The following is a 12,408-nucleotide window of genomic DNA, read 5'->3' as shown; positions in this document are numbered from 1 at the left end:
TTTTGAGTTTTGTTTTAAGTATTCCCTAATCTACTCAATTAGGGAATACTTTTTTTATAGTATATTTTAAATTCACTTATAATGAAAAGAATAATTTTAATATTCCTATTAAGTATTTCATTTTTAGGTTTTAGCCAAGGAAATACACATACACAATCCGGAGGAAAATTTGAAGGTTTGGCAATGACTCCGCCAATGGGTTGGAATTCCTGGAATACTTTTGCAACCAATATTGATGAAAAACTGGTAAAAGAAACTGCTGATATAATGGTTTCTTCGGGAATGGCAGCTGCAGGATACAATTATATTGTACTAGATGATGGCTGGATGACCAAAGAGCGCGATGCTAACGGAGATTTGGTTCCAGATCCGGTAAAGTTTCCTAACGGAATGAAAGCCGTAATCGATTATGTTCACGGCAAAGGTTTAAAGTTTGGCTTGTACAATTGCGCGGGAACTCAAACCTGTGCCGGTTATCCCGGAACACGTGGTTACGAATATCAGGATGCTCGTTTTTATGCCAAACTCGAAATAGACTTTTTAAAATACGATTGGTGTAATACAAAAGGAATTACCGCGCCAGAAGCATACACAACAATGAGCAACGCGCTTAAAACTGCCGGAAGACCAATTGTTTTTAGTCTTTGCGAATGGGGAGACAATCAGCCTTGGGAATGGGGAAAACCAGTTGGAAATCTTTGGAGAATCTCCGGAGACATATATCCTTGCTTTGATTGTGAATTTAAACATCCGGAAAATTGGTCATCCTGGGGATTTATGAAAATCGTCGAAATGCGAAAAGACATTCGTAAATATTCCGGTCCCGACCATTGGAACGATTTTGACATGATGGAAGTTGGCAACGAAATGAATGATACCGAAGATAAATCGCATTTTTCAATGTGGTGTATGATGGCGTCGCCTCTTGTTGCGGGAAACGATTTCAGAAAAATGTCAAAAGAAACATTGGCAATTTTGACTAATAAAGAATTAATTGCTGTTAATCAGGATAAATTAGGAATTCAGGGATTTAAATATTCAGCTGAAGATGGATTAGAAGTTTGGGTTAAACCTTTATCGGATGGAAATTGGGCTGTAACTTTCTTAAACAGAAGCGATGTTGCTAAAAAGATCAATTTCGATTGGAAAAAACATATTATTAAGGATGCAGATTTTGGTTATGAAGCTGATTTTAGCAAGACAGTTTTTAAATTAAAAGATCTTTGGAAAAATAAAGAAGTTGGAAATACAAAGAAAAACTTCGTTTCAGATCTGGCACCTCACGATGTAATTACACTGAGATTAATTCCGTAAATCAATTATAATGAAATCAAAAACTAAATTTTTTACTTTTATTTTCTTGTTGATTTTTTATTTTTCAAATGCACAATTTGTAAAAAAGCATGGTCAGCTTAGTGTTTCCGGAACACAGTTGGTCGATAAAAATAATAATCCGATTGTACTTCGAGGAATGAGTTTTGGCTGGCATAGCATGTGGCCAAGATTTTATAATGAAAAAGCAGTCGCGTGGCTTAAAAAAGATTTTAGCTGCAATGTTGTTCGTGCCGCAATGGGTATTGAATTAGGGCAAATGTCTTATATGAAAGAGCCACAATTTTCAAAAGAAAAAATTGAAGCGGTTATTAAGGGAGCAATAAAATCAGATATATATGTAATTATTGACTGGCATAGTCATAATGTTAATTTAAAAGAAGCCAAAGAATTCTTTGCAGAAATGTCTAAAAAATATGCGAAATACCCTAATGTAATTTATGAGATTTTTAATGAGCCCGATCATGAAACCTGGCCGGAAATTAAGGCTTACGCCGAAGAGGTAATTAAGGTAATAAGAGAAAATGACCCTAATAATATAATTTTGATTGGTTCACCACATTGGGATCAGGATGTTAATCTCCCTGCGGCAGATCCTATAAAAGGATATAGCAATTTAATGTATACCATGCATTTTTATGCAGCTACGCACGGAAAAGAATTACGGGAAAAAACGGATGAAGCTATAAAAAGTGGATTGCCTATTTTCGTTTCAGAATCTGCAGGAATGGAGGCGACCGGCGATGGACCGTTAAATTATCAGGCATGGCAGGAATATATTGATTGGATGGAAGAACGTAAACTAAGCTGGATAACATGGTCTGTATCGGATAAAGATGAAACTTGTTCTATCCTGAATAAATCAGCGAAGTCTGAAGGAAAATGGAAAAAAGAAGATTTAAAAGAATCCGGAATTAAAGTTCGCGAGTTTTTAAGAAGGTACAATTCGCAAGAATAGTTTCTGTATATTATTTTATAATTAAAGCCTGTTCATTTTTGAGCAGGCTTTTTGTTTGTCTTTTGTTTATAAATAACATTCATAAAGCATTTTTTGGAGTTTAAGGCTGAATTTATTTTGTAAGAATTTTGAATTAAAAAAAATAACCGATAAAGCTTAGGTTTCAGGGGGTATTATTTTTCTTTTATTTTAATTAAAAATCACACACCCCTATTTTTTATGGGGTGTAATAGTTTTTGTTTCTTTTTATAGATGTTTTTTGGTTGTTTATGGCTTCAGTTTTGTTGTTGACCATGTTTTTTTAATGGATTTTTACTAAAAACCGTTATTGAATTTTCAAAAATAAATCTTTATAAATGTCAAATCACGATTATTGTTAAAATAATTTTTGTAATCCATAATTCTTTATCTAAAACGTCAAAAAAACAGATATCAATTCTTTTACTCATACAAAAGTTAATAAATTCGCTAATGAAAATGAAGAGGTTTTAAAGGGGAAAAAGAGGTTTTAGAAGTGGCTTATAGTATTACATACATATATAAAGATTTAACTAACCAGAATCAATTATTAACTAAAACCAATTTAAAAATGAAAAAAGCTTTTCACATTTTAGCCGCGATGTTAACCAGTTCTTTTGCTTTTGCACAAGACGAAACTGAAACAGCTACATCACCTGCAACGACCTGGGGAGGATCTGCAGATGCATATTATAAGTATGATTTTTCAAAACAAATGAACGGATTAACGAGCTTTACCAACTCACAAGATTCATTCGAATTAGGAATGGCTTCTGTTGAAGCATCACACACATTTGGTAAAGCTTCTGTTTTCGTCGATTTAGGTTTCGGAAAAAGAGCAGGAGAATTTTCATATAATGAAACAACAGATAAAGATATTAACGCAAAATTTTTAATTAAACAATTATATTTTACATATCAGATTACAGAAGAATTTAAAGTAGTAGCCGGTAGTTTTGGTACACATATAGGTTATGAAGTATTAGATGCAGTCGATAATAAAAACTATAGCATGTCTTATGCATTTTCATATGGGCCATTCTTTAATACGGGGGTAAAAGCACAATATACCGCAGGAAAATTTACGGCAATGCTTGGAATAACAAATCCAACTGATTTTAAATCAGCAATGGATGCCGGTTCAAGCCAAAAAACATATATAGGACAATTGGGCTATATAGGAGAAACAGGAAGTGCTTATTTGAATTTTACAACAGGCAGTACTAACCCTACGCCGGGAAGTTTAGTTGTACCATCTGATGAAAATAAAACTCAGTTTGATTTAACCGCTTCAAAAACAATAAGTGATAGTTTCGGTCTTGGTTTTAATGCAACGTATGCCAAAACTAAAAATGATTTTGACAGTACTTTAGACGGAGAATGGTTTTCGTTAGTAGGATATGCTAATTATTCATTTAAACCATCTTTGCTTTTAGCATATAGAATAGAATATTTTGATGCTAAAGATGCTGCTCCAAGTTTAGGAACATTAACAGGAACTAGCGTTTTTGCAAATACAGTTTCATTGAATTATAAAGTTGGAAAACTAACAATAATTCCTGAGTTAAGATATGATGCATCATCAGAAGATATTTTTTTAGATAAAGATGCTTTACCAACAGGAGGCTCATTCTATGCGCTAATTGCTACAACATACTCTTTCTAGAGATAAAGATTGATATTTTTTTTTTTTTTTTGGAGCTGTCGAAACATACTAATGTTTTGGCAGCTTTTTTATTTATGCTTATTTTTTTTGCACAAATTAAAAGATGAGAAAGATGCTATTCATTGTGTTGAATTTTTTGCCACAGATTAAATGATTAAAAGATTCTCTTCTTAGTGTTGAGCTTTTATCAAGACCCGAGCGATAGCGAACCAGCGAAGCAATTTCCTTATTCTTTTTCTAATGTAAACTAAGCGGATAATATTTAATCTATGACAAAATTCCCACATTTTAAATTCTTGAAAATCAGTGTAATTCGTGGCGAACTTCTAGCAAACAAAAAAGGCGTTTCTAAATTTTAGAAACGCCTTTTATATTTTATGTTAATGATGTATTATTGAAGTTGCTTTTTATAAATCGAATAAATGGTGTCAATCGTTTTTCGATCTAACACAGATGTTGCATCTGTTTGAATATAATGTAATTTAAAAGCCTGAATTGCTGCAGTAAGATTCTTAGTATTGTAACCAATAATGCGCAAAGCTGGTTCGATTTTAAAATCAAAAGGCGCTTCTTCCAAAATTTCGTCTGGCCAGATTCCAAAGCCTTTTTCTGCTAAGGTTTTCCATGGAAACAATGCACTCGGATCTTGTTTTCTTCCTGGAGCAATATCAGCATGACCTAAAATATTTTGAGTTGGAATATTATAGTCTTTTTTCAGTTTTGTCAAAAGCGCAACTAAACTGCTTATTTGTGCTTCAGTAAAAGGTTTAAAACCATTATTGTCAAGCTCAATACCAATAGAACTAGAGTTTAAATCTGTATTTTTCCCCCAGGTTGATGCTCCGGCATGCCATGCTCTTAAATAGTCATTTAGCATTTGCACTACTTTTCCATTTTCAGAAATAATATAATGTGCGCTAACCTGTGTTTTAGTTTTTGTAAAAGTGTTTATAGTTTGCTGTACAGAATCTTGAGCGGTGTGATGAATAATAATAAAACTTGGTTTTCTTAAATTAAAATTTACAGTACCAATCCATTCTGTGTTTATACCATTCAATAAAGCAGTTGATCCCGTTTTTGATAAGGTATCTTTTATAATACCTAATTGCTGCGCATAAGTAGTGTCAATAACTACAGGGCTAACAGCAGGTATTGGCTGAGCTTCTTTACTTGTAATTTGATTTTCTAAAGTTTTAAGCTGTTGGTCGTAGGCTTTCTCTGTAGTTTTATAAGGATTTGTAGAGCAAGAAGTAATAATAATTGCTAAAATCAGATAACAAAAATGTTTTTTTGCCATGGTTTTTATTATTTTTTAAAGATATAGTTAAAACAATTATTCTTCTGTTTTTATTGCCTCTGTTTCTTTTTTATCGTCTTTGCTTTCTTTAGAATCTTTTTTCTTTTTAGATTTTGTTTTTTTGATCTCCTTAAAGTTCTCCATAAAATCGGTGTATTTTGGAATCTGGTCAGGATTTAAAAAAGCAGTTATTTTTTTAGTAGTGCTTTCTCTCAACGCTTTCATTTGCTCAATTTTTTCATCTTGGCTGCTGCTTTCGTTTTTCAAAAGAACCCCTTGTTCTTTCATGCTGTCTGTTAGAACATTGGTGATGGCAATAGCTTGCAATTCATCAAGGTTTACTTCAGGTTTCATTTGTTCTACGATCTTGGCTGCAGTTTCTTCAGCCGGAACTTCTTTTGGTTTGCTTGTGTTACCTTGAGGACCTTGCATCATACTTCTGTCCATGCCCATTCCGCCACCTCTTCCGTAACCATTGCTGCCATAACCATTATTATACCCGTTTCCGTATTGAGCAGAAACAATGTTGAAACATAATAAGGCGAAAACTAAAAGAAATAAAGATTGGATAGATTTCATAAATGTTTTTTCTAAAATTAGCAAATGAATACTGTAAATTTAAGCAGGTTCTCCGTATAAATCAAATTCTGTAGCTTCAATTATCCTTATATTAACAAATTCACCTGTTTTTACATAATGTTTTGATGCATCTATTAAAACTTCATTATCAACATCCGGGCTGTCAAACTCTGTTCTTCCAACAAAATGTGCGCCTTCTTTTCTGTCAATAATACATTTAAATACCTGTCCAACTTTTTCCTGATTCAAATCCCATGAAATTTGCGATTGCAATTCCATAATTTCATTGGCTCTGGCTTGTTTCACATCGGCAGGAACATCATCTTCAAGTAAATAGGCATGAGTGTTTTCTTCGTGAGAATAAGCAAAACATCCCATTCTGTCAAACTTCATTTCCTGAACAAAATCTTTCAAAATTTCAAAATCTTCCTGTGTTTCACCTGGGTAGCCAACAATTAAAGTAGTTCTAATTGCCATTCCCGGAACTGCAGCACGGAAATCTTTCAATAATTGAGTTGTTTTTGCCTGAGTTGTACCACGACGCATCGATTTTAAAATAGAATCAGAAATATGCTGTAACGGAATATCAATATAATTACAAATTTTTGGTTCGCGTTTCATTAATTCCAAAACGTCCATCGGGAAACCGGTAGGGTAGGCGTAGTGCAAACGAATCCATTCTATACCTTCTACTTTTGCTAATTCTTCTAAAAGCTCAGCAAGATTTCTCTTTTTATAAATATCAAGGCCATAATAAGTTAAGTCCTGCGCTATTAAAATTAATTCTTTAACGCCATTTTTAGCTAAGCCTTGAGCTTCTTTTACTAATTTTTCAATTGGTTGAGAAACGTGAGTCCCTCTCATTAAAGGAATTGCACAAAAACTGCATGGTCTGTCACAGCCTTCTGCAATTTTCAAATAAGCGTAATTTTTAGGAGTTGTAGTTAAACGTTCTCCTAATAGTTCATGTTTATAGTCAGCTCCTAAAGCTTTCAATAGTTGAGGTAATTCTGTTGTACCAAAATATTGATCTACATTCGGAATTTCTTTTTCTAAATCGGGTCTGTAACGTTCAGATAAACATCCGGTTACGAAAACTTTATCAACTAAGCCTTTGTCTTTTTTATCAGCGTATTCCAAAATCATATTTACTGATTCAGCTTTTGCATTATCAATAAATCCACAAGTGTTAATTACAATGATATTTCCTTCTTCTGCAGCTGGTGCTTCGTGTTGTACTTCTTTTCCATTCGCACGAAGCTGTCCCATAAGCACTTCGCTATCATATACATTCTTCGAACACCCAAGAGTGATTACGTTAATTTTGTTCTTTTTTAAAGACTTGGTTCTCATACTTTTATAAATTGGAGTGCAAAATTACACTTTTTTATTCAAACACCACTTGTTTCGGTTTGTTTTACATGTTTTTTATGAAGCTAATCGTTTCATAATTGTGGTTCAATCTTTTTTCGTATTAAAAAAAAATCCGTCAGATAAAAAACCTGACGGAAATTTCCATTCATCTATTTATTTTTAATTACAATTCAAATAATAAAGTCAAAGAAACATTATTCAGTTTCGATGTAATATTGGCACCATCAGTAAATCCTGTGGCAAAAAATCCCTGATTTGTTTTTCTTTCAGCATAAGAATATGCTAAATCTAATTTTGTGCCTCCAAAACTATATCCTAAACCGCCAGAATAGCTGTTTAAATCTCCAATAGTAGTTCCGTTTTTATATGGGCTTTCTTCAAATCGATATCCGCCTCTTAAGCTTAATCTCTTTATTTTATATTCTGCACCAATTCTCAATTCGCCATTATTTGTCAATTGATTGCTTATGTCGTTATTTACGCCTCTAAAACCGGTATCATTTGTTGGTTTGAATTTTGTGTTTCCGTAATCTTTAATAGAATAATCAACACTAATTAATCCTGATTTTCCAAATACATACGCACCGCTAAAAGTGAATTTTCCCGGAGTTTGTAAGGTGTAAGATTCATAAACATTTACAACATTAGGATCTACATCTTCATAAAGTTCAGGTCCTCCGTTAGCTTGTCTTGTTGTGTGTAGGCTTTGGTAAGTTTCGTCATAAAGTTCATACCAGGTATTAGATTCGTAGGCTAAACCAAGTCTAAATGCTTCTGTAACTTTGGCAATAGCACCTAGTTGAAAAGAGAATCCGTTTCCGTAAGTATATAAGTTATTGTTGAATCTTAAATTAGATATAGTTGCAGTTGACTGTAACGGATTATTGTTATCTTCATAAAAGCTGCTTGATCTCGTATAATCTGTGATATGTACATTTAAGTTTGCCCCAAGAAAAATTCTGTCTTTATAAGAAGTTGCAATATTGAAACTTAATTTACTGTTATATCCTCTTGTATAAACTTCATTTTCGTGATAGTAATTACCGCCGGCAGGGACATTTGAAGTATATTGTGTATTGTTGTCATTGTTGGCTAAAGGGTTTATAACATATCCTTCATACCCAAAATGAGCTTGTTGCTCATCATAGAATTGATCTATATATGGAATGTTTCTAATGTCTCCCAAAGAAATTCCATTAGCGTAAGTTAAAAAATATTGATCAACAGAATTTGTTGGATTAGTTCCTGCTGAAAAAATATTGTTATTGAAGTTGTTAGTGTTTTCGTAAGAAGCCCCAATAGCAATTTTATTCCATCCGTTTTTTGGATTCCTGTCATGAAAAACAAATACACCTCCGGCCTGATTCAGGATAAAAGAATTATCCTTGTCGCTTGTTTGAGTTCCGAAGTAATTAGAATTATTTTTATTGTTCTGATTGCTGAAAGTTACCGCCATCTGATTATTTGAAAACACAGCAGATCCTGCAGGGTTTACGGAAAGAGAAGATAAATCTCCGCCAACAGCTCCAAAGGCTCCGCTCATGGCTCTAAATCTGGCAGTTCCGGTCAAATTGTCCTGAGCATAGCGTACGGCATCTGAAACTTCTTGAGAATGTGAGACGCTAAAAGTTAGTCCTGATAGAATTAGGAATAATATTTTTTTCATTTGATTAGGTGTTAAATGATTTAAAGATTGAAACAGTAGAGGAATTATCTTCTTCCTCCGCCGCCACCGCCGTAAGATCTTCCACCGCCGCCACCGCCGCCTGATGATCTCATGCTTCCGCCGCCGCCACTGTTGTAAGAACGTGAAGAACTGTTGCTTGGTGTTGAATAACTTCTTGATGAGTTATTGCTGCTGTTGTTATAGCTTCTGCTAGTTGAGTTGCCTGATCCTCTGTTTGAGTAATCGTAACTACTATTTCTGGAAGAGTTGTTTCTGTTTGTAAAAGTAGGGCTTGTCGTTCTGCTATTTACAGAAGAACCTCTTCTGTAATCAGAATAGCTGCTTTGTCTGTTTGTGTTATAACTATTTCTGTTAGTAGTATAGCTTCTGTTTGAATAGCCTCTATTGGAATAACTTCTGTCTGTGTAGCTTCTGTTAGAATATCCTCTTGAAGTGTAATTTCTGTTATAAGCATAATTTCTTCCTCCATAGTAAGCAGCAGATCCTCTTCTTCCATAATTATAGGCGTAGTTGTTATAACGGTATCCGTAACCACCTCCCCAGTATCCAGGGTATCCCCATCCAGGTCCCCAATATCCAGGATAACCCCAGGCATATCCAGGGTATCCCCAGTAGCCACCACCATAACCCCATCCATAATAAGGGTATCCTAATCCAAAGCCAAAACCTATTGACCAGGTTGGATCAGAATAATAGTTAACTGCAACTTCAGTATTACCGCTTCCCCATGCAGGATATGCATTCGTAGTTACAGCAGTTTGTGTGCTGTCATTTTCGGCATAATTGCCATAAGAATCTACATCAGTAAAAATTTCGGTCGGCTGATCGTCGTCTTGTAATGATTTAAAGTATTCTTTATATTGATTGTTGGTACCTGTGGTATTTGTTTGAGCATACGTTCTTGATGAACCACCATATACTCCGTCATTGTCATTATATGAAGTATTTTGGTAAGAACCACACGATGCTGCTAGAAAACTCAATAATCCAATTAAATAGAAATGAGCTGAGTTTTGGCGAAAAGAAATAGAAGTTTTCATATCTGTGGTGTTTTTTATTGTTGCACATTACAAAAATAGTTAGTTTTGTCAAACTATTTAGTTAAAATTATTAAAACAAAATTTGTGCCAAACTATTCAATATGAGTAAGAACCTCACTACAAGATCAGAAGATTATTCGAAATGGTATAACGAACTGGTTGTAAAAGCAGATTTAGCCGAAAATTCAGGCGTTAGAGGATGTATGGTTATCAAACCATACGGATATGCGATTTGGGAAAAAATGCAGGCTGAGCTGGACAGGATGTTTAAAGAAACAGGACATCAAAACGCGTACTTCCCTTTATTTGTGCCTAAAAGCATGTTTGAGGCTGAAGAAAAAAATGCAGAGGGATTTGCAAAAGAATGCGCCATTGTAACACATTATAGATTAAAAAATGATCCGGACAAACCCGGAAAATTAATGGTTGATCCAAATGCAAAGCTGGAGGAAGAACTTATTGTTCGTCCAACGAGTGAGGCAATTATTTGGTCTACTTATAAAGGATGGGTTCAATCCTACAGGGATTTACCTTTATTGATTAATCAATGGGCAAATGTAGTGCGTTGGGAAATGCGTACACGTTTGTTTTTAAGAACGGCTGAATTTTTATGGCAGGAAGGACATACAGCGCATGCCACAAAAGCAGAAGCAGTAGAAGAATCTGAAAAAATGATGAATGTTTATGCTGATTTTGCAGAGAATTTTATGGCAATTCCGGTTGTAAAAGGTATTAAAACCGAAACAGAACGTTTTGCAGGTGCTGATGAAACCTATTGTATTGAAGCATTAATGCAGGATGGAAAAGCATTGCAAGCAGGAACCTCTCACTTTTTAGGTCAAAACTTCGCAAAAGCATTTGATGTAAAGTTTGCTAATGCAGAAGGAAAACAAGAACATGTGTGGGGGACTTCCTGGGGAGTTTCTACCCGATTAATGGGAGCGTTGGTTATGACGCATTCTGATGATCAGGGATTAGTGTTGCCTCCAAATTTGGCACCTATACAAGTTGTTATTGTGCCAATCTATAAAACAGATGAACAATTAGCAGAAATTACGGCTGCGGTTAATGATTTGACTGCTAAGTTGAAAAAGTTAAAGATTTCAGTTAAATATGATGACAGAACAACTCAAAAACCAGGATTTAAGTTTGCTGAATGGGAATTAAAAGGAGTCCCTGTTAGAATTGCTGTTGGTCCAAAAGATTTAGAAAACGGAACTTTTGAAGTGGCAAGACGTGATACATTGACAAAAGAAGTAGTTCCTGCAGAAGGAATCGTTACTTATATAAATGACCTTTTAGAGCAGATTCAAACAGATCTGTTTAATAAAGCATTAGACTATCGTAATACACATATTACAGAAGTAAATAGTTTTGAGGAGTTTAAAGAGATTTTAGATGGAAAAGGTGGTTTTGTATCGGCTCATTGGGATGGTACGGCAGCTACTGAAGAAAAAATAAAAGACCTGACAAAAGCAACGATTCGTTGTATACCTTTGGATAGTAAAGAAGAGGCGGGAACCTGTGTGTTTACTGGTAATCCTTCTACAAGAAGAGTGCTGTTTGCTAAGGCATATTAAAAAATTTTAATTTTTTTTGCATCAGGTATTGTACATCTTAAAAATAGTTGTATTTTTGCATCCGCATTAGAGAAGCAGGCCCGTTCGTCTATCGGTTAGGACGCATGGTTTTCATCCATGTAAGAGCGGTTCGATTCCGCTACGGGCTACTACTTTTTTACTGCAAAATTGTTCTTAAAATACTGAGAATTAAAATGGCCCGTTCGTCTATCGGTTAGGACGCATGGTTTTCATCCATGTAAGAGCGGTTCGATTCCGCTACGGGCTACAAAATACCTCTATTTAAATATAGAAAAACTTAGAAGGATATGGTCTGTTCGTCTAGGGGTTAGGACTCCAGGCTTTCGTCCTGGTAACAGGGGTTCGATTCCCTTACAGACTACTAAAATTAGTTGTGAATAAGTTTTGTAAAATAAAAATTGGTGTCTCGGTTTTTGTTTTATTAGTTAAAACCAAAGTGATTGTTTTGCAATTGTGGGAGGTTTTTCTTTTTTAACTAGTATCTATAATAATTATTACATCTAAAATTAAAACAAAATGGCAAATCATAAGTCAGCATTAAAAAGAATCAGAAGTAACGAAAAAAGAAGAGTTCTTAACAGATATCAACATAAAACTACTCGTAATGCTATTAAAGCATTAAGATTAGCTACTGATAAATCTGATGCTGCTTCAAAATTATCAACTGTAATCTCTATGATTGATAAATTAGCTAAAAAGAACATCATTCATGATAATAAAGCTTCTAACTTGAAGTCTAAATTAACTAAACATGTTGCTAAATTGTAATTAATTGCAATTTCCTAAAAATATAAAAAAATCCTCTTTTAGAGGATTTTTTTTTGTTTGAATAAAATTGAATTTTTATAAATTTTCA

General features: G+C 34.2%; 10 protein-coding genes and 3 tRNA genes. 8 read left to right on the top strand and 5 right to left on the bottom strand.

The features are described from left to right. The first annotated feature begins 81 nt into the window (after window positions 1-81). The 3 genes from BUE22_RS13040 (at window position 82) to BUE22_RS13030 (ending at window position 3,974) form a co-directional block, all read left to right on the top strand. Window positions 82-1,314 (top strand): glycoside hydrolase family 27 protein, encoded by a 1,233-nt coding sequence (locus tag BUE22_RS13040; RefSeq protein WP_073395387.1) that lies wholly within the window; start codon window positions 82-84, stop codon window positions 1,312-1,314. Between the two features lie 10 nt (window positions 1,315-1,324). Then, window positions 1,325-2,290 (top strand): glycoside hydrolase family 5 protein, encoded by a 966-nt coding sequence (locus BUE22_RS13035; RefSeq protein ID WP_073395386.1) that lies wholly within the window; start codon window positions 1,325-1,327, stop codon window positions 2,288-2,290. A gap of 589 nt (window positions 2,291-2,879) precedes the next feature. Continuing rightward, a complete protein-coding gene (locus BUE22_RS13030; protein ID WP_042565261.1) occupies window positions 2,880-3,974 on the top strand; it encodes an outer membrane beta-barrel protein in 1,095 nt (364 codons plus the stop codon). 391 nt (window positions 3,975-4,365) lie between these two features. Here BUE22_RS13030 and BUE22_RS13025 read toward each other — a convergent pair whose 3' ends face one another. The 5 genes from BUE22_RS13025 to BUE22_RS13005 all read right to left on the bottom strand — a co-directional run bounded on the left by BUE22_RS13025 (window position 4,366) and on the right by BUE22_RS13005 (window position 9,951). Beyond that, window positions 4,366-5,271 (bottom strand): N-acetylmuramoyl-L-alanine amidase, encoded by a 906-nt coding sequence (locus tag BUE22_RS13025; protein WP_042564690.1) that lies wholly within the window; start codon window positions 5,269-5,271, stop codon window positions 4,366-4,368. Window positions 5,272-5,307: 36 nt separating this feature from the next. Beyond that, window positions 5,308-5,850: a hypothetical protein gene (locus tag BUE22_RS13020; protein ID WP_073395385.1), complete on the bottom strand. Its 543-nt coding sequence runs from the start codon at window positions 5,848-5,850 to the stop codon at window positions 5,308-5,310. Between the two features lie 39 nt (window positions 5,851-5,889). Further along, a complete protein-coding gene (gene rimO / locus BUE22_RS13015; RefSeq protein ID WP_042564688.1) occupies window positions 5,890-7,203 on the bottom strand; it encodes a 30S ribosomal protein S12 methylthiotransferase RimO in 1,314 nt (437 codons plus the stop codon). A gap of 184 nt (window positions 7,204-7,387) precedes the next feature. Next, complete coding sequence (locus tag BUE22_RS13010; RefSeq protein WP_073395384.1) at window positions 7,388-8,890, bottom strand: OmpP1/FadL family transporter; 1,503 nt, start codon at window positions 8,888-8,890, stop codon at window positions 7,388-7,390. Window positions 8,891-8,934: 44 nt separating this feature from the next. After that, window positions 8,935-9,951, bottom strand: a complete 1,017-nt coding sequence (locus tag BUE22_RS13005) for a hypothetical protein (protein ID WP_073395383.1) — start codon at window positions 9,949-9,951, stop codon at window positions 8,935-8,937. Between the two features lie 101 nt (window positions 9,952-10,052). On the opposite strand from BUE22_RS13005, the gene proS reads away from it, so the two are divergent. The 5 genes from proS (at window position 10,053) to rpsT (ending at window position 12,320) form a co-directional block, all read left to right on the top strand. Further along, window positions 10,053-11,531: a proline--tRNA ligase gene (gene proS / locus BUE22_RS13000; protein WP_073395382.1), complete on the top strand. Its 1,479-nt coding sequence runs from the start codon at window positions 10,053-10,055 to the stop codon at window positions 11,529-11,531. 77 nt (window positions 11,532-11,608) lie between these two features. Continuing rightward, window positions 11,609-11,680: transfer RNA gene (locus tag BUE22_RS12995), tRNA-Glu, on the top strand. Window positions 11,681-11,727: 47 nt separating this feature from the next. Further along, a tRNA-Glu gene (locus BUE22_RS12990) sits at window positions 11,728-11,799 on the top strand. Between the two features lie 42 nt (window positions 11,800-11,841). Further along, window positions 11,842-11,913 (top strand) — tRNA-Glu (locus tag BUE22_RS12985). Between the two features lie 155 nt (window positions 11,914-12,068). Continuing rightward, a complete protein-coding gene (gene rpsT / locus BUE22_RS12980; protein WP_041517133.1) occupies window positions 12,069-12,320 on the top strand; it encodes a 30S ribosomal protein S20 in 252 nt (83 codons plus the stop codon). Window positions 12,321-12,408: the final 88 nt, after the last annotated feature.

Origin of the sequence: Flavobacterium pectinovorum, from assembly GCF_900142715.1 — a bacterium.
Taxonomy (GTDB): domain Bacteria; phylum Bacteroidota; class Bacteroidia; order Flavobacteriales; family Flavobacteriaceae; genus Flavobacterium; species Flavobacterium pectinovorum.
Note: the sequence above shows the minus strand (reverse complement) of the source record. Positions and strands in the feature narration are given on the sequence as shown.

Excerpts from the sequence above, each read along its gene's own strand:
- proS (WP_073395382.1), top strand. The coding sequence starts at position 10,053 with ATGAGTAAGAACCTCACTACAAGATCAGAAGATTATTCGAAATGGTAT.
- BUE22_RS13020 (WP_073395385.1), bottom strand. The coding sequence starts at position 5,850 with ATGAAATCTATCCAATCTTTATTTCTTTTAGTTTTCGCCTTATTATGT.
- BUE22_RS13040 (WP_073395387.1), top strand. The coding sequence starts at position 82 with ATGAAAAGAATAATTTTAATATTCCTATTAAGTATTTCATTTTTAGGT.
- BUE22_RS13010 (WP_073395384.1), bottom strand. The coding sequence starts at position 8,890 with ATGAAAAAAATATTATTCCTAATTCTATCAGGACTAACTTTTAGCGTC.
- BUE22_RS13035 (WP_073395386.1), top strand. The coding sequence starts at position 1,325 with ATGAAATCAAAAACTAAATTTTTTACTTTTATTTTCTTGTTGATTTTT.
- rimO (WP_042564688.1), bottom strand. The coding sequence starts at position 7,203 with ATGAGAACCAAGTCTTTAAAAAAGAACAAAATTAACGTAATCACTCTT.
- BUE22_RS13025 (WP_042564690.1), bottom strand. The coding sequence starts at position 5,271 with ATGGCAAAAAAACATTTTTGTTATCTGATTTTAGCAATTATTATTACT.
- BUE22_RS13030 (WP_042565261.1), top strand. The coding sequence starts at position 2,880 with ATGAAAAAAGCTTTTCACATTTTAGCCGCGATGTTAACCAGTTCTTTT.
- BUE22_RS13005 (WP_073395383.1), bottom strand. The coding sequence starts at position 9,951 with ATGAAAACTTCTATTTCTTTTCGCCAAAACTCAGCTCATTTCTATTTA.
- rpsT (WP_041517133.1), top strand. The coding sequence starts at position 12,069 with ATGGCAAATCATAAGTCAGCATTAAAAAGAATCAGAAGTAACGAAAAA.